The sequence below is a fragment of the Brevibacillus nitrificans genome, assembly GCF_003710965.1.
GTDB lineage: Bacteria > Bacillota > Bacilli > Brevibacillales > Brevibacillaceae > Brevibacillus > Brevibacillus centrosporus.
On the sequence record NZ_RHHU01000005.1, the window covers coordinates 289028 to 306559 of the forward strand.

At 53.5% G+C, this 17532-nt stretch carries 17 protein-coding genes; 4 read left to right on the forward strand and 13 right to left on the reverse strand.

Annotated features, from left to right (window positions below; translation table 11 throughout):
- Positions 1-206: 206 nt before the first annotated feature.
- The 8 genes from EDM59_RS11380 to EDM59_RS11415 are packed head-to-tail and all read right to left on the reverse strand — an operon-like array spanning position 207 to position 8071.
- Entirely contained in the window at positions 207-1901 is a 1695-nt protein-coding gene (locus EDM59_RS11380; protein WP_122923705.1) for a methyl-accepting chemotaxis protein, read from the reverse strand.
- Positions 1902-1948: 47 nt separating this feature from the next.
- Positions 1949-3196 (reverse strand): molybdopterin molybdotransferase MoeA, encoded by a 1248-nt coding sequence (locus tag EDM59_RS11385; protein WP_122923706.1) that lies wholly within the window; start codon positions 3194-3196, stop codon positions 1949-1951.
- A 31-nt stretch (positions 3197-3227) separates the two neighbouring features.
- A complete protein-coding gene (locus tag EDM59_RS11390) occupies positions 3228-3575 on the reverse strand; it encodes a hypothetical protein (protein WP_246011007.1) in 348 nt (115 codons plus the stop codon).
- Entirely contained in the window at positions 3572-3775 is a 204-nt protein-coding gene (locus EDM59_RS11395; RefSeq protein WP_122923707.1) for a hypothetical protein, read from the reverse strand. The genes EDM59_RS11390 and EDM59_RS11395 overlap by 4 nt, the downstream gene beginning before the upstream one ends.
- Positions 3765-4289 carry a QcrA and Rieske domain-containing protein gene (locus EDM59_RS11400; protein ID WP_122923708.1) on the reverse strand — a complete coding sequence of 175 codons (525 nt, stop codon included), beginning with the start codon at positions 4287-4289 and terminating at the stop codon, positions 3765-3767. The genes EDM59_RS11395 and EDM59_RS11400 overlap by 11 nt, the downstream gene beginning before the upstream one ends.
- Before the next feature lie 18 nt (positions 4290-4307).
- Positions 4308-4877, reverse strand: coding sequence for a 4Fe-4S dicluster domain-containing protein (locus EDM59_RS11405; RefSeq protein ID WP_122923709.1), 570 nt, complete (start codon positions 4875-4877; stop codon positions 4308-4310).
- Complete coding sequence (locus EDM59_RS11410; RefSeq protein ID WP_122923710.1) at positions 4870-7044, reverse strand: molybdopterin oxidoreductase family protein; 2175 nt, start codon at positions 7042-7044, stop codon at positions 4870-4872. Before EDM59_RS11410 ends, EDM59_RS11405 begins: the two co-directional genes overlap by 8 nt.
- Positions 7031-8071, reverse strand: coding sequence for a hypothetical protein (locus EDM59_RS11415; protein ID WP_122923711.1), 1041 nt, complete (start codon positions 8069-8071; stop codon positions 7031-7033). The genes EDM59_RS11410 and EDM59_RS11415 overlap by 14 nt, the downstream gene beginning before the upstream one ends.
- Before the next feature lie 185 nt (positions 8072-8256).
- Here EDM59_RS11415 and EDM59_RS11420 point away from each other — a divergent pair, with 185 nt between their 5' ends.
- Positions 8257-8961: a Crp/Fnr family transcriptional regulator gene (locus tag EDM59_RS11420; protein ID WP_122923712.1), complete on the forward strand. Its 705-nt coding sequence runs from the start codon at positions 8257-8259 to the stop codon at positions 8959-8961.
- Between the two features lie 73 nt (positions 8962-9034).
- Here the strand turns inward: EDM59_RS11420 and EDM59_RS11425 are convergent, their stop codons facing one another.
- Together EDM59_RS11425 and EDM59_RS11430 are read right to left on the reverse strand one after the other, a co-directional pair.
- Positions 9035-10543, reverse strand: coding sequence for a nitrate/nitrite transporter (locus EDM59_RS11425; protein WP_122923713.1), 1509 nt, complete (start codon positions 10541-10543; stop codon positions 9035-9037).
- A 103-nt stretch (positions 10544-10646) separates the two neighbouring features.
- Positions 10647-11168: a hemerythrin domain-containing protein gene (locus EDM59_RS11430; protein ID WP_122923714.1), complete on the reverse strand. Its 522-nt coding sequence runs from the start codon at positions 11166-11168 to the stop codon at positions 10647-10649.
- A 244-nt stretch (positions 11169-11412) separates the two neighbouring features.
- Between EDM59_RS11430 and EDM59_RS11435 the strand changes: the two genes are divergently transcribed.
- Complete coding sequence (locus tag EDM59_RS11435) at positions 11413-11658, forward strand: hypothetical protein (protein WP_122923715.1); 246 nt, start codon at positions 11413-11415, stop codon at positions 11656-11658.
- A gap of 81 nt (positions 11659-11739) precedes the next feature.
- Here EDM59_RS11435 and EDM59_RS11440 read toward each other — a convergent pair whose 3' ends face one another.
- Positions 11740-12522 carry a YwiC-like family protein gene (locus EDM59_RS11440; protein ID WP_183192889.1) on the reverse strand — a complete coding sequence of 261 codons (783 nt, stop codon included), beginning with the start codon at positions 12520-12522 and terminating at the stop codon, positions 11740-11742.
- A gap of 45 nt (positions 12523-12567) precedes the next feature.
- Positions 12568-12954, reverse strand: a complete 387-nt coding sequence (locus EDM59_RS11445) for a globin domain-containing protein (protein ID WP_122923717.1) — start codon at positions 12952-12954, stop codon at positions 12568-12570.
- Between the two features lie 189 nt (positions 12955-13143).
- On the opposite strand from EDM59_RS11445, the gene hcp reads away from it, so the two are divergent.
- Both hcp and EDM59_RS11455 read left to right on the forward strand, forming a co-directional pair.
- A complete protein-coding gene (gene hcp, locus EDM59_RS11450) occupies positions 13144-14442 on the forward strand; it encodes a hydroxylamine reductase (RefSeq protein WP_122923718.1) in 1299 nt (432 codons plus the stop codon).
- 288 nt (positions 14443-14730) lie between these two features.
- A complete protein-coding gene (locus EDM59_RS11455; RefSeq protein WP_122923719.1) occupies positions 14731-15999 on the forward strand; it encodes a beta-propeller fold lactonase family protein in 1269 nt (422 codons plus the stop codon).
- An 88-nt stretch (positions 16000-16087) separates the two neighbouring features.
- Here the strand turns inward: EDM59_RS11455 and EDM59_RS11460 are convergent, their stop codons facing one another.
- The gene (locus EDM59_RS11460) at positions 16088-17530 is read right to left on the reverse strand and encodes an NAD-dependent succinate-semialdehyde dehydrogenase (RefSeq protein WP_122923720.1); all 1443 of its coding nucleotides are present in this window, start codon (positions 17528-17530) and stop codon (positions 16088-16090) included.
- Between the last annotated feature and the right edge of the window lie 2 nt (positions 17531-17532).

A 17532-nucleotide genomic window follows, 5' to 3' on the forward strand; every position in this document is an offset into this window, starting at 1 on the left:
AATATCCTCCCTTCATACTAGAAAGGGTCCCTCTATACATTCTCCATTATACCGTTGAACCCAAGTACTTTCTCGGCTAAAAATGAACAAAGTGTTGACAAAAAAACAGTCTCACTAGCGCCTGGCTGTTCCTATTCCCTTTTTGCCCATCATAAAAAGCCCTTCTGAACGAAAGGGCTTTTGTATGTATGCCATGGAGCGTTTGCCTACAGAGTGAATCGTTTGATCAAAGACTCCAGCTCTTCTGCCATCTGCGCCAAGGATACGGCCGAGGCTGTGATTTCTTCCATAGAAGCCAGCTGCTCTTCTGAAGCCGACGCAACGTTCTGGGCATTGTCCGCAGTGTCTTTCGCGATTTTGGACATTTCCTCGATGGACGCACTCACCTGCTGGGCGCTGGCGGACATTTCCTCGGATACGGACGACAGCTCATGAATTTGATTGGATACACTTTCCACAGAATGGACGATGCGAGCGAAGCCATCTCCCGTTTTTCGCACGTACTCAAGGCCGGCAGCTACCTCCTGGGAGTCTTGCGCCATGGCTTGAACGACTTTTTCTGTATCGCTCTGAATATCGTGAATCAATCCGGAGATCTGTTCGGAGGAGTGTCTGGATTGTTCCGCCAGCTTCCGCACTTCATGGGCGACCACGGCAAATCCCCGTCCCTGCTCACCTGCTCTCGCTGCTTCGATCGCCGCATTCAGGGAGAGCAAGTTGGTCTGGTCCGCTATGCCGGTGATGACGTCGATGATCTTGCCGATGTGAGCCGAGCGTTCACGCAGCTGCTGGATCACAGCCGTCGTCTCGTTGGTGGATTGGGAGATCGCATTCATTTGCTGCATGACCGCCTGGAGCATTTCGTCTCCATTCTTGGCCTCTTGATTGGACTTTGCCGCCTCCTCTGACACGGACGCAACCGCTTCGGCGATCTGCCCGATCCCCACCGCCATCTCGCCCATTGCTCTGGCGCTTTCCTGCGCGCCCTGCCCCTGCACTTCGGTCCCATTGGCTACGCCCTGGATGGAGTCCGCAATCTGATTGGTAGCCTCTGTCGTTTGCTCGGCGCTTGCCCTCAGCTGTTCCGAATAAGCGACTACCTGCCCGGAAGTAAGCCCGACCTTTTGGATCAGCTCACGCAAATTGGCAGCCATTTTATGAAAGGATTCGGCCAGCATGCCGATCTCGTCCCTGTTCTTCACCTGAATCGGATCCAACGCGACATTCCCTGCCGCAATCTGTTCAGCTGCCTGGGCAATCTGCAGGATGGGTCTCGCAATTTTCTTCGTCATATACCAGCCGACGGCAATCGCCAGCAGCGTGGCGACGATGCTAATGCCGATGAGCAGCCTGCGCACTGCGGTAACCATCTGCGTATTTGCCTCGCTGCCTTCATGCATGATTTGCTCCTGGTCGATGACCACCTGTCCGACCAGCGTTTCCATCTCCTCCGCAATCGGCCTGATTTCCTGGCTGTAATAGCGGACCATGTTCTCTGTGCTCTCGCCTCTGTGCGCCATTTGCTGCAGCTCGTCGGACTTTATCCTGTACTCTTGATTCATCGTTTGCAGCTTATGTAGTCTCTCTTGATCAACTGGCCGTTGAAGCAATAGAGACGTTGCCCCGATCAATTGCTCGACACTCTCGTGGGCCTTGTTCATATCCTCGATGTATCTCGTATCCATGGTTACGAGATACCCCCGGATTCCGCTCGCTCGCTTAAAAACCTGTCCTTGAATTTTTTCTGCATTGGCTAAAATGGCGGCACGTCTTCCAACCAAATCCGTGTAGGAGTCGTCAACCTTTGTAAAAGAAACATAAGAGACCGTACTGGCAATCAAAAAAAGGAACGATACAACCAAAAATGATAAAAACAGCTTTTTGCCAATGCTAACGCTCATCCCGATACACCTCTGTTTTCTATAACTAGCTAGTAGGACACTCCCTCTTATAAAGGAAAGGGGGCGATTTGCACAACTTTGACGAGCTCTCCCTCAGACGCTCCTGCTCCGCCTGGTGGAATGACGATGAGGCAATTGCTTTCTTTCAGGCTTCGGAGAGGTGCCAGCTTCTCCAGCCGGTCGGGAATGACGTGCAGAACAGCTTGCTTTAGCACCATTTTTCCGCGCAAATAACGGGGATACGGGCACGGCCTTTTCACGTCGCCTACGAGCACCCCTTCCAGCTCCTGCACCTCTGGATGCAGTTCGCCGAGCATTTGCCGTATCAACGGTTTGACGAACAGCTGAAAGCCCGTAAAGCAGGCTCCGGGATTGCCCGACAAGGCACAGAGCAGCTTATCGGCGATCCGCGCTGCGGTCGTGGGACTGCCCGGCCTCATCGCGACCCGGTTAAATAACAGAGCGACATCCGTACGATCCACGAACGATGCGATCACATCCAGATCGCCTACGGAAACGCCGCCCGTCGTCACGAGCAGATCGACTTGCCGAATCCTCTCCTCGATCGAAGCCGCCGCATTGTGGTCATCATCGGACACAGGTGGAAAGACGACCGGAATTCCTCCCGACTCGCGCACCAGCTGAGCCAGCATCGCCGTGTTGCAGTCGCGTATTTTCCCTGGCGTCAGCTCCTGCTGGGGTGCCACCAGCTCATCTCCTGTCGGCATAATGCCGATACGCGGCTGCCGCGTGACCGGGATACGGGTATACCCAAACGTGGACAGTACCGCCTTTGCACCAGCGTTCACGATTTCTCCGGCTTTCAGGACAATCTCATGGGCAGCTGCTTCCTCCCCCTGCCGGATGATGTTTTCCCCGGCGGCCAGCTGTTTTTTGACAGCTACCGCCTCTGTATCGGCACCTGGATTTCCCGTTTGTTCAAATAAAATGACGGCATCGGCCCCCTCAGGGATCATCGCACCTGTCATGATGCGTGCTGCTTCTCCCTTTAAGAGACGAAAGGACGGGACCTCTCCTGCCATGACTGCGCCCACTACTCGTAACGCAAGAGGCTTCTTGGGAGATGCTCCTAGCGTGTCTTTCGCCCTGACAGCGTACCCATCCATCGCAGAACGATCAAAAGGCGGCAGGGAGCCGCTCGCTTCCAGATCCGCTGCCAAGACGCGGCCATCTGCCTGATCGAGCTCGACGGTCTCTGGCGGCAAGACACGCACATGCTGCATCAACCGTCTGGTCGCTTCCTCGATCGCTACTGCCTGTCTACCAAAGCGCATTGCATTCCCGCCCTTCCACATTCCTCTCTATTTACTGCTCGGAAAACAGCACCTTGTAGAGCAATTTCCCTCTCCCATCCTCGGCGGTCAGCAGCACTTCTTCTGCCTCTGACTTCATCGTCACGCTCCCAGACGCTATCGGGATTGCGAGAAAGTGACAAGGGTTAAAATAGAGCCGGACATGTTCGCCCTCCTCGCTGATCTCCCATTTGGCGAAGGGCCGCTCTACCATAGGCGCCGCCTGCGGCTCTGCATCCTCCGCCTGATCCTGAATCCAAATGCGCATTTTCTTGTCGACCAGGCCGGGGAGCCGCTCGGACAACATTTGAATCTCGTTCATCGCGGGGAGCCGCTCAGTCAACTTTTGCGTTTCGTTCATCGCGGGGTCCCTCCCCCCGCCTGCTTATCTTTGCGGTAAATAAAGATGGCTACCGGAAACAACAGCACGTTCAGGACGGCACAAGCGATGGCCGCCTCGTAGCGCTGCGCGTAGTACATGTTCACCGTATACTGGGTGAAGCACAGATTTGCAAACAGCACCAGGCACATAGCCAATACGCCCCAGTAGCTACGCTTCATACGGCTTCACTCCCATCGCGTAGATCGCTCCGTTTTTGATCTCCAGCTGAATCTCCGGCAGCGGACGGCGCGGAGGCCCGGCGAGCGGGCTGCCGGTTTTGACATCGAACTTGCCGTGGTGGCACGGACAGAGCAGCTCGCTTTCTTCCTTGCTCCAGAAGACCGGGCACTTCAGATGGGTGCAGGCATTTTGATACGCCTTGTACTCGTTCTCTCCCACCCGGATCAGCAGAGCCCCTTCATGCTCGGTTGGATAGGCGAATTCTACCGCCTCACCCGGTTTGATCGCCGCCACATCGACGATTTTCTTGCCAGCGTACTCTTTTTTGCCGCCACTGAGCATCTCCTTGGCCGCCATGGTGCCCCACGGAATGGTAGCCACGGCAAAAGCTCCTGCCGCTCCTACCATTGTCTTGAGGAAGCCCCGGCGATCCAGGCTGCGCTCGTTCGATTTTTGTATGTTATGGGTGTAGTTGTCATCCTCCGCAGGAATTTCCCTTTTGTTTTCTTCCATGTGGATGCGCTCCCTTCCTTAGAAAAGCTTCTGTGTTCCCTGCAGGATCCCCGGCAGGCTGATTTTCACATTCGTCTCGCTCTCTAGCGGATCAACCATTTGACTCGCCATCCATTTTCCGTTCGCCAAACGGTGCTTGTCTTGCTTCGCTTCCAGCTCGGCTTCCGTGATCCACTGCAGCGTATTGGTCGGACAGACCGAAGCGCACATCGGCGGAATTTTGTCTTTCGTCCGGTCGTAGCAAAGATCGCATTTGTACATCAGGTTCTGCTCGACATCGAATTTCGGAATGCCGTACGGACAAGCGATCGTGCAGTTTTGGCAGCCGATGCACTTTTCTACCAGCGCGGACAGGACGGCGCCGTTATCCGCGATCTGGATCGCCTGTGCGGGACAGCTGCGGGCACAGGCAGGATTGACGCAGTGAAGGCACATGAGCGGGATGGTCTGCCGCGTGTGCAGCGGATCGACCTCCATCACGTAGTTACGGTTGCGGTTGTCATGCCCTCCGCATTGCGTGCATGCGGCCAGACAGCTGCGACAGCCGATGCAGTTTTCCATTTCGATATAAAGGACTTGTTTAGCCATGCTGCCGCTCTCCTTTTTCTAGCTTGATGATTTGAGCCGCACACGCCTTGAATTCTGGCATTTTGCTGTACGGGTCGAGGGCGGGATTGGTCAACAGGTTGATCGACTCCTCTTTGCCCCAGTGATACGCCACGAAAACGGTATCGGGACGGATCGCCGCGATCGTTTTCACCTGGTAGACCGCTTCCCCGCGCCGCGTTTTCAACAGAACGCGCTCGCCATGCTCGATGCCGTACTTCTTCGCCGTGTCCGGATGCACTTCCAGCAGCGGATCAGGATACATGGCTTTCAGGAACGGAATTCTGCGGGTCTGGTTCCCCGACAGGTAGTGGTACACGACGCGCCCAGTCGTCAGGCGCAGCGGGTATTCCCGGTCAGGCTCTTCTGCTGGGGGCCGGTAAGGCAGTGCGCAAATCTTCGCCTTGCCGTCCGGGTGGTAAAACTTCTTGTCGAGAAACAGATGGGGCGTGCCCGGGTCGCTCTCGTCTTTGCACGGCCAGAAGACGCCGTTGTTTTGATCGATTTTCTCGTAGGTAATTCCCGAATAGTCAGCTGTACCGCCTTTGGACACGCGGCGAAGCTCTGCGAAAATATCGGCTGGTCCTTTCATATACTCAAAGTATTGGCCCCTGCCCATCCGTTTGGCGATTTCGATCTGAATCCACCAGTCCGGCTTGGACTCCGCGTACCATTCCTGCGCCTGGCGGTGGCGGATGACGCGCCCTTCCAGATTGGTTGTCGTTCCGTCATCCTCTGCCCATGTGGTAGTCGGCAAAACCACGTCCGCGTATTCCGCCGACTCGGACATGTAGAAATCGACGCACACCATGAAATCCAAGCTTTTCAGCGCTTCACGCACATGGTTCTGGTTTGGCGCGCTGACCGCAGGATTGGAGCACAGCAGGTAGAGCGCACGGATAGTCTTGTCGAGCATCAGCCCGAACATCTCGTAGGCCGATATTCCTTTTTGCGGCATTTCCTCGACCGGAATGCCCCAAGCATCGGCGATTGCCTGGACGTGCTCGGGATAGTCCATCTTGCGGTAGCCTGGCAGCTGATCCGCTTTCTGTCCGTGCTCGCGGCCGCCCTGCCCGTTTCCTTGGCCGGTAAAGGTCGCCACGCCCGACTTGGGACGACCGATCTTGCCTGTCACCAACGCCATATTGGTATAGGCGGACACGTTGTCCGTTCCTTTGGATTGCTGCTCCACTCCGCGGCAGAACATGACGATCGCTTCCGGCGCCCGGCCGTAAATGTCCGCCGCCCGGATGATTTTCTCCACGGCGATGCCCGTGATGTCGCTCACGTATTCCGGAGTAAAGGAAGCGACCAGCTCCTTCGTCTCCTCGAAGCCGTTGGTGTGCTGGCTGATAAACGTCTCATCGATATGGCCGTTTTTGATCAGCAGGTGAAGCATTCCGTTTGCCAGCGCCAGGTCGGTGCCCGGACGCAGATCGAGGTGAATGTCCGCCCGGCGTGCCAGCGGCGTTTCGCGCGGATCGGCCACGATCAGATAACCGCCGCGGTTTTGCACCTCCCAGATGCGGAACATGCTGGTCGGATGACACTCGGATGCGTTGGAGCCTGCGATAAACAGGCAATCCGTCTCGTGCAAATCCGTCCACGGTACGGTCGAGCCTCGGTCAATGCCCAGACTGCGGTTGAAGCCTGCCGCTGCCGAGGACATACAAAACCGTCCGTTGTAGTCGATGTATCTCGTTTGCAGCCCTACGCGGGCGAACTTCCCAGTGAGGTAGCATTTTTCATTGGTCATCGATACGCCGGAATAGACCGACAGCGTATCTTTGCCGTAGCTGCCCTGCAGCTCCTTGAACTTGCTCACGATCAGGCTAAGCGCCTCTTCCCACGATGCCTCCTCGAAGCCTTCCAGCGTCCCCTTCAAGGCGGGGTTGCGCCGGATCAGCGGCTTGCGGATGCGATCCGGATGGTTGACCTGCTGGTATGCCGTCACGCCTTTCGGGCACATCTTCCCGAGATTGACGGGGAAGTCGTATCGCGGCTCCACACCGATGATTGTATTGGTCGTCGTATCGACTCGCAGATTCATCCCGCACTGCATGCCGCAATACGAGCAGTGCGTGCTGACCAGCTTTTCATTCGGATGTGTTTTGTTCTGGATTTCCTTGAAAAATTTATCCTTTTGCATGCTGATTCGTCTCCTCTGCAGGATTCATGTACGTCGGCATTCCCGTGAAACGGTAGATCCGATATTGGCGGCGGCAAGGCAGGCACAATTCAGCCAAGTGGAAGCCTTCTGCCATTTCAAATTCGATCTGGTTCTTCTGCAGGACATCGATGACATCCGAGGACTGTTCAACCGATACAAACTTGGTGCCGCACACCTTGCAGCACTTCATCTCCTGCTCTCCGTAATGCTCGCGGTAGTTTTTGGCGAAGACGCTCATCGGACGGAAAGGAATGTGCGCGAGCTTGCCAAACGGCAAATAGATCAGAGTCACAATCACGCAAAACTGGTGGACGATGCTGATGACCGGATGTCCGAAGCCGTGCAGGAACAGATTGCTCGCGGTCAGCATCAGGCCGGTAAAGCTGATGATGAGCAGCAGCAGAAGCGGCAGAAGATCGTAGGTAAATGTCTGCTCCGCACGTGCCTGCATGTTTTTCAGACGGCGATACAGCGCCATGCACACGCCGCCGATCACCATAAAGGCGGTAATATTAAGGGCGTTGTAGAAAAGAAAAGCGATGATGCCGTCTGCTTTGACCTTCATCACGTCCACGCCCATCGCTACGACGGTGTAGGTGCCGTTCTCCGGCATCGTGAAGTACATCCAACCAAAGACGAGCGGGAATGTCACGAACGCCGACAAGATACAGCCCCACCCGAGCAGAACGTGCTGCGTCCAACGGTACCAGCCGCGATTCCAGATGAACCGGTAGGTAGCCAGATGCTCCGTGGCGGTTTTTGCTGTGCTCTTGCGAAAGAGTTGTTTCATGCCTTTTTTCAAAATGATGTTGGTCGGCGGCCGATCCGCCCAAGCAGAGAACCGATAGACAAATCCTCCGACAAACACGAAGGTGCCCACCATATACCCGTATAGGGCGAGGTCTATGTGTGTAAACAAGCGGGACCCGAGATACGATGCAACAATCAGCGCGCAAATGATGAAAAACGTTCTCCTGGCCAGTTTGGATGCAAAAGCCTGTTTCATATTTCCTTCCTCCTCGAATCGCATTCCGTTCGATGTTGCTTTCATTGTAATTGCGCCAAGCGAGACCCATAGTGAGGTAAATCACAGTAAATACTAGTAATTTGTGAAAAGCCTTTTCTGTTCACATTTTCGTGATACAATGGTCGATGTTGTGCTTAGGGAGAACTAATCTAGGGGGAAAGTGAATGGCGAAAAACCTGACGTTTATCGAACAGGTTTCTTTGGATTTTGTGAATGTGCTGGAGACGTGCGGAACGAAAAAATGCATGCTTCCCGGCGCCGTACTGTTTTTAGACGGAGATCGCGCAGATCATCTGTTTCTCATAGAGTCAGGCCAAGTCAAAATTACGAAGACGACCTTGGATGGCAAAGAACTGACCCTCCAGGTATTCGGACCGGGAGAGCTGGTCGGCTTGTCCGGTCTTTTCGAGGAAAATGTGAGCTACACCTCAACCGGCAGCATGCAGGAGGCTGGCACGGTCAGCGTCATCACGCGCAGCTCCTTGGAAAAAATATTGATCCAGAACGGCCAGTTCTGCGTCGATTTCATGCGTTGGATGGCCGTGATGAACCGGAGAATGCAATCCAAGTTCCGTGACCTGCTGTTGAATGGCAAGATCGGCGCCCTCTACTCCACTTTGATCCGGATGTGCAACACCTACGGAGAAGAGAACGAAAACGGCATTCTCATCAATCTGTCCATGACCAACAAGGACCTGGCGCAGTTCATCGGGTTGACCCGGGAAAGCGTGAATCGCATGCTTTCCGAGCTGAAAAAGCTGAATGTCGTGGATCTGCTCCCGCAAGGCCACATCTTGATCAAGGATCTGGACTATTTAAAAGAAACCATCAACTGTGACGATTGCCCGCCTGATATTTGCCAGATGTAAGCCGGCTTAAGGCAAGCGGTCGTCCATATAGCTGCAGCGCCTCCCCTGCTCATGGGAAGGCGCTGCATTTGCTTTACGGGGTCATTTCCGCATGCACGGGACGAAGCTCCGTAAACATACCCGCATAATACTTCAGCTCTCCAGCTTCATCTTTGATTGCACTAATGGTCAGCCACTGCTGATACTCTTCTCCGTTTTTACGCCGGTTCGTAATTTCTCCCTGCCAAAAACCTTGGTTCTTGATTTCTCCCCACATCCTTTGATAAAAGGCGCTGTCCTGTCTTCCCGAACGCAAGATGCTTGGATTTTTGCCCAGAACCTCTTCCTTGCGATATCCAGTCACTTTCGAGAACGATGGATTCACGTCCTGAATGATGCCGCGCGCATCCGTAATCAGGATCGCTTCCCCGGTATTGTCGACAATCGTTTTGGCCACCTGCAAATTTTCCTGGTAATACATCCAGAACACCAGAACCAGACTGGCGAGCGCCACCTCCGACAAAGCCATGAATCCGATTGCGTAGTGACCCGTGATGCTAAAGAGAATCGAGAGCAGCAATGGCGGGAAGAATCCTCCCAGTCCGCCCATCGCAGAGACAATCCCGTTCACGATCCCGGCCTGCTTCGTAAAGTAGAGCGGAACCAGCTTGAAGATCGTGCCATTTCCCGTTCCCGCGCAGATCGCGATACCGAGGCAGCCAGCCGTGTACAGCTCGATGGTAGGCGAGAAGGACAGCACCAGCCCAAACAGGGTCAAGCCTCCGAATACAACCATCAATACCTTCAGTGGATTGTACCGGTCCCCCAGCCAGCCGCCGACAGGACGCAGGAACGTCGCCAGCGCGATAAATCCCGCCGTCCGCATCCCCGCATCGACTTTTTCCAGCCCGAAATGACTGACCAGAAAGCTCGGCAGGTACACCGTGAAGGCGACGAACGAGCCGAACGTAATGAAGTAAAACAGGCTCAGGAACCACAGTTTTTCATTGCGATAGACACCCTTGATTTGCTCTGTGACAGAAGTCGTCACCTTTTGCTCATGTTTATCACCGAAGAAAAAGTTCAATACCGCGAACAAGAGCAGCAGAATCATGTACAGCTGAACAGTTGAATGCCAACCGATTTCTTTGGCAATCACCGGAGCGAAGAACGTCGATACGGCTGTCCCGATGTTGCCGACACCGTAAATCCCGTTTACGATTCCGTGCTTCTCTTTCGGATAGTATTTGGGCAAGGACGTCACGCCGATAGAAAACACCGCGCCGCCGATCCCGAGGAAAAATCCTCCGATGATCAGGTTCGTCACCGAGGCCGCTTGACTGATAAAGTACACAGGAGCCAGCAGCAACAGAAAGCTGATGGAAAACAGCCATCTGGCACCGAATTTGTTCGTATAATAGCCGATCGGGATGCGCAAAACGGATCCGAGCAGAACCGGTATCGCGGTCACCCAGGCAACTTGACCCGGAGGAATTTTCAGCTCTTCATTGATAAAGGGCATCAGTGATGACAGGATCACCCAAACCATGAAGCCTACCACCAAACTCAACGTTTGCAGCGGTAATTGAAGCTTACGTATCATGGATAACATCTCCTTACACGTCTAGAGTAAGCCTAGCGTATAATACAAATCGCTCGCAGGTAGTGACGAACATCACTCGTGCAACAGCTCCTGGCGAAGGCTTCTACGACCGAAACATCTTCTGCAGCTGCTCCTTCTCCGCTTCGCTCAACAGCTGCTGCGCCATCGGGAACAGGACGTTTTCCTCTTTAAAAAAATGCTGGTTTAAAATTTCGAAGGACACGAGCAAATGGTTGAGCGCATCGCCCATGTTCGTTTCATATGTCTGCCTGCAGAGCTGCAAATGCTCTTTTGCCATTTCGTGCTCGTACTCCATGACTGCGATCGGCCCCATCTCGCGACCGATGTGCCCCGCCAGCATCGGAAACAGCCAGTCCTCCTCCCTCTTGGAGTGGACCGCCAGCGCCCGCTGAAAAGAAGACACCAAATCGTTCAGCTCAAAAGACCGCTCGCATGCGTCAGACTCCGTTGCCTGCTTCCACTCCTCCGCCCATGCTGTACACTCATTCATTCGCTCATTCAAATCACGATGCTCATCCATCAACCACTGCAGCGGCGGACAAAACGTTCGATTCCCCCCGAGCATGCTGCTCATTCCCATACATCCGGGTCGCCGTTTTTCCATCCCAATCCCTCCCGTAGCGATATCGCTTCGTTGTAATGATTCACTTCGTACACTCGACTCTTCCAAAACCAAACCAATAACGGTGTTCGAGGTCCATGATAGACCCTTTTTCAACGAGAAGTTGTGAAGTAAATCACCCGAGGGGAAATTTGCCACCGAGAAGTAACACTTGCTGTGATCGTAATCACTCCCTCATTTCCTCTCATCCTCTACAATCAAAAAAAACGGACCAGGGTGATGACACATGACCATTACTGATGTAAAAGAAGCATTTCTTGCCTGTGACTACCCTTTTTACAAGCAGTTAACGATAGAATGCAACGAAGCCGTCTGCATCCTCTACAGCCTCCACTCCAGCTGTCAAAAACCGATTACGCTGCAGCTCTCCACCCGCGACGCTCTCGTGCACCAAATCGCTGTGGAAATCATCAAACTGCGCTGCCTGGAGCTGCAGGTTCACCAAAACAACCTCGTCCAAAAAGCGAGCTAGCCCCTGCCTGAGCCGCTGCGAGACAATCCCGCGCGAATACAAAAAAGAGCCTCGGATTTCATGTCCGAGACTCTTTTTTCTTTACATGCCACCGTGAAACAGCCACACAGCTATTCCCAAAAACCACACCGCGCTTGCAATCTCCAGCATGCCGACCTGCATGGCACGAAGCCGAGGCTTGCGCAAAAGATACAGCATCTTCAAAATACCGGGCAGATAGAGCAGCAAGACTGGCAAAGGAACGGGAAGCAGCAGCGGCAGGAGCAGCAAGGCCGCATGATAAGCGATTCCTATGTAAGTAAACCGGATGTTGTTTCGTTCCCGAAATACAGATTTGACGAAAAAAACGCTCCCGATGAAGTACAGCACATTCAGCAGCATTCCAAGTGCCAGCTCTTCCACACCCGTTCCTGCTCCCGCCGCAGCCGCGTCTCCCAGCTTGGCGGCTAGCGGCAGCAGCATCGTGAACGCCACAATCGCGCATACATCGTTCCAAAAATCCCGCTCCCGCTTTTTCACAACAAACCACACAGACATGGCAAGAAATGGAATCATCCAGACGAGTGGCAGAAAGGCGGCGGGGTTCATGGCAAAAAGCGGGCCTCCCAGCAGTAGTCCCAGTATGCCAAATGTCGTCACTGTCGGCAAAGCTTCTCTTCCTTTTTGGGGCCTGCGCAAAACAGTGAGCGCCCCGTGCACGGCGAAATAGCCCACGACAAGAGCCCCTCCCATCAAAAGATGCTGCCAGCGTGCCTGCCCGATCGCGGTTCCCAGCAGGAAAGGAACCAGCATCATCGCCCATACCCCGTGCTCATGAGGAAGCAGGTACGTGACCTTCTGTGGTTTGAACAGCTTGGTTTGCATGGAAATCATTCCTCTCACCGTGCAGGTGTAATCAGGCGCTTTGCCTCATCCCGCTGTGTTTACCATGATTTTCGCTACCTGTGTCAGGCGACCGTAAAACAGATCGCGCGCCAATCCATCCAGCCCGATTTCATCCATCGCCTCTTTCATGCAGGCCAGCCACGCCTCTGCCCTTTGCGGTGTAATGGGGAACGGCAAATGACGCATGCGCATGGCTGGCGGGCCGAATTCCTCGCTGTACAGGAGTGGACCTCCCAAAAATTGAGTCAGAAACATCCGCTGCTTCCTCATGATTTCTTCCATCTCCACTCCGAATAACGGAGCCAGCTCGGGATGCTGATACACTCGGGGGTAAAAAGCGGCCACCAGCCTCGTCACCGTCTCTTCGCCACCGACCAATTCATAGAGCGTTGAAAATACAGGCTCTGTCATGAGTAACCCTCCACTTCCGTTTTCTATAGTTCTACTTTACCCGGAACCACGCCCGCTTGTATGTGACTAGAATCACTTTCCCATATTTTGTATTTTCGTCACAATCCGTGTGATGTTGCTCACACCTTTCCCCTGGCGATCCCGTTATACTCAAGGCGAAATCTGAATCATGAAGGAGTGGAAGAAATCATGTTTTGCTACCAATGTGAACAGACTCCAACGGGCGGCTGCAAAGTGATCGGCGTTTGCGGAAAAAATGAAGAGCTTGCGAGTATTCAGGATACGATTATTTTTGCCTTAAAAGGAATTGCCGCCTACGCGACCCATGCCCGCCAGCTGGGCTATATCGACCCGGAAGTGGACGGGATTACACAGGAAGCGCTTTACTTTACCTTGACCAACGTGAATTTCAACCTGAACGAGCATTTGCAGATGGCGATGAAGGTAGGTTCAGCAGCGATTAAAGTGATGGAGCTGCTGGATCAGGCTCATACGAAGCACTTTGGCATTCCGCAGCCCGTCACTGTCTCCCAGAACAAGATCGAAGGAAGATGCATTGTCGTTACCGGGCACAACCTGTTTGCCCTGGAAGAGCTGCTGAAACAGACAGAGGGGAAAGGCATCAACATCTACACCCACTCGGAGATGCTCCCTGCTCACGGTTATCCGGAGCTGAGAAAGTATGCGCATCTCAAAGGCAATATCGGAAAGGCCTGGTACGACCAAAGAAGACTGTTTGAAGAATTCCCCGGCGCCATTCTCGCCACGACCAACTGCGTCATGCCGATCAAGGGCAGCTACGCCGACCGCTTCTTTTCCTATGAGATCGCTGGTTTGGAGAACGTCACCAAAATTGAGCACGACGACTTCTCACCGCTGATCGAAAAAGCGCTGTCTCTGCCCGAAGTATCCATCGAATCGGAGCAGACGCTGACGACAGGGTTCCACCACGAGACCGTGCTGGGAATCGCACCGGAAATCGTTCAGGCGGTGAAGGCTGGCAAAATCAAACGCTTCTTCGTGATCGCAGGCTGTGACGCGCCAGGCAAAGGCGGCGACTATTACCGCGAGCTCGCGACCTCCCTGCCTCCCGAAGCAGTCATTCTCACGACGTCCTGCGGCAAGTTCCGCTTTAACGATGTCGATTACGGTACAGTGCCCGGCACGGACATCCCGCGGTACATCGACCTGGGGCAGTGCAACAACTCTGTCTCGACCATCAAAATTGCTGCAGCTTTGGCAGAAGCGTTCGAGTGCGAGGTGAACGAATTGCCTGTCAGCATCGTCCTCTCCTGGTTCGAGCAAAAAGCAGTCGCGATCCTGCTCGGTCTGTTCAGCCTCGGCATCAAAGACATTCGCATCGGTCCGAAGCTGCCCGAGTTCATCCAGCCGGGTGTCCTGCAAGTCCTGCAAGATCTGTTTAACATTCAGCTCATTGGCGATGCCCAGGAAGATATGAAGCAAATGCTGGGGATGCCTGCTCATTAAACACCGACGAGAGAATCCGCTTACTGCGACTGGTGCAGAAAGCGGGTTCTTTTTTTCGCCCAGGCGAAGCTTTCCCCCCAAAAAATCCATCCATACGCAAGTTTTTTCCTGCCCACGCCCCCACCCTATGTCCATGCTTCTCGCAAAATTTGTCCATGGACAGCCACGCCTTTTTTCACTCAACTGGACAAGAATCCACGCCAAACATTCCCTTGCTTAATAAAGTATACTACCCTGATTTGTAGTAAAAATCAGGATAACTCACTTACTTTAAGGAAGGATTTGCTCATGGGCAAACGTTGTGAAAAATGCGACTCCAAAAACGATGAACAGCATGATGAATCAAAATCAAGATGTACCGGTTGCATCTGCCAAATCTTGTGGCAACTATTGAAACAGAGCGAAGCAAATTTTAGTGGTATAGAAGTCACCCAACAGTTTTTGCTCATTCAAAAAGGGAGCTCCAAACCGCTGTCTCTGGATGGGACGGGCACTCCGACTGTCTTTACTTTGAAAAAATTCCACCCCAAAAACGACTGTGTCGTCTTCACTTTCGTCGAATCGAACGGTAACTCGTCGTCAATCGCACAGACGCTCATCATCAATTGCCGCGATCTTTCCGGGATTGCCAGTGTACAAATGGTTCAGCCAAATCCGGAGCTAGGCAACCGGATTTATGTGTCCAACGCGAACGATGGCACTGTCTCGGTGATCGATGGTGATACCAATACGGTCATTGCCGTGGTTCGATTGGGATTCGCGCCGTCCCCAAGGGGTGTAGGGGTCAATCCCTCGACAAACCTCATTTACGTGGCAAATACGATCGGTAACAATGTTTCTGTGATTAATGGAAATACCAATACGGTTCTCACCACGATTCCGGCAGGTGCTTTCCCTTCTGGGGTGGGAGTCAACCCTTCTACCAACCGCATCTATGTGGCCAACACGGACAGCAACAACGTCACGGTGATTAACGGAAATACCAATACCGTAATCGCTACCATTCCGGTGGGGAGCCAACCCGAAGACGGGGTGGGGGTCAATCCTTCCACCAACCGCATCTATGTGGCCAACTCCCAAAGCAACAACGTTTCCGTAATTGATGGGAATGCCAATGCCGTGATTGCCACGGTTTCAGTGGGAGCCGCGCCTTCTGCAGTGGGAGTCAATCCGAATACGAATCGAATTTATGTAGCGAACTTCAACAACGGCAATGTCTCGGTCATTGACGGAAACACCAACACGGTCATTGCCACCATCACTGTAGGTGCTGGTCCGGCTGGTATTGGAGTCGACCCGACCACCAACCGGATTTACGTCGCAAATAATGAAGGTGACACTGTGTCGGTGATTAACGGAGGCAACAACTCGGTGATTGCTACGATTCCCGTTGGAGACAGTCCGCAGGGGGTAGGAGTGAATCCAGACACAAACCTGATTTACGTAGCAAACAACTTCAGCAATAATGTCTCGGTGATTAACGGAAGCACCAACACGGTAGTCGCCACGGTTTCGGTGGGCAATGTTCCGGAAGGTGTGGGGGTCCTACCGGGTTAATTCCGAATACGTAGGTTCATTTGAATAAAAGAAGGCTATCCCCAAGTAGATCAACTACGTAAGGATAGCCTTCTTTGTCATTTCTATCTTACAGTCCGAAAGATACGAACTTCGTTTCCAAATACTCATCCATTCCGAAGTGACCGCCTTCGCGACCGATTCCGCTCTCTTTAAAGCCGCCGAATGGTGCTTGCGTTTGCGTTGGCGAGCCGTCGTTGATGCCGACGATGCCGTACTCCAGCAGCTCAGCCATACGGAAGCAGCGGGAATTGTCGCGCGTGTACACGTAAGCTGCAAGTCCATAGCGCGTATCGTTAGCCTGTTTTACCACTTCTGCTTCATCGGTAAAGCGAACGATTGGCACTACCGGACCAAAGGTTTCTTCGTAGGAGATTTTCATTTCATCCGTTACGTCGGTGATGACAGTTGGTTCGCAGTAGAAGCCTTTCGCATAATCCCCCTCGGTCATGCGTGCTCCACCGAATACGACCTGACCGCCTTTGCCTTTTGCGTCTTCGATGTGCTCCAGAACCTTGTTCAGTGCACGTTCGTTGACGAGTGGACCGATTTCAGTTTCTTTTTGACGACCGTCGCCTACCTTTGCCTTTTTCAGACGCTCAACCAGCTTCTCTGTGAAAGCATCTGCTACATCGGCATGCACGTACAGACGGTTGGTGCAAATGCACATTTGACCGGAGTTGCGGAATTTGCTCTCAAACAGACCTTTTACCGCTTCATCCAGATCCGCATCAGCAAATACGATGAACGGGGCATGACCGCCCAGCTCCATGCTCACGCGCTTCACTTGCTTCGCTGCACCTTCCATCAGGAGCTTCCCTACGCGAGTGGATCCAGTGAAGCCGATTTTGCTGAGCTTCGGATTGTTGATGAACTCATCGCCGATTGCTTCCGGTTTTCCGATGACGAGGTTTACGACACCTTTTGGAAAGCCAGCTTGCTCGATCAGCTCAAACAAGCGGATGGCAGACAACGGTGTGCTTTCAGCTGGCTTCAGCACGACTGTGCAGCCTGCCGCAAGCGCTGGAGCGATTTTGCGCGCTACCATGTTCACCGGGAAGTTCCAAGGAGTGATGGCACCCACCACACCGACTGGCTGGCGCAGAACCATGATGCGTTTGTTCGCTACCGAAGATGGGATGGTTTCGCCGTATACGCGCTTCGCTTCCTCAGCATACCAGACGAAGTTGTCAGCTGCGCCGAGCACTTCCCCTTTGGCTTCACCGAGCGGTTTTCCCATCTCAGCGGAGATCAGACCAGCCAGCTCATCGCGGTGGCTTTTTACGAGCTCAGACAAGTTGTACAGATACTTGGAGCGTTCACGTGCTGTCAGGCGAGACCAAGTGCCAAATGCCTCATGTGCTGCATCGATTGCTTTTTTGGCTTCGCGGCCGTCCCCAAAAGAAACGGACCCGACGGATTCTCCTGTTGCTGGGTTGATGATCTGAAGGAACTCTCCGCTTTCAGCAGATACCCATTCCCCATTGATATACATTTGCTTGCTCTCTCCCATGA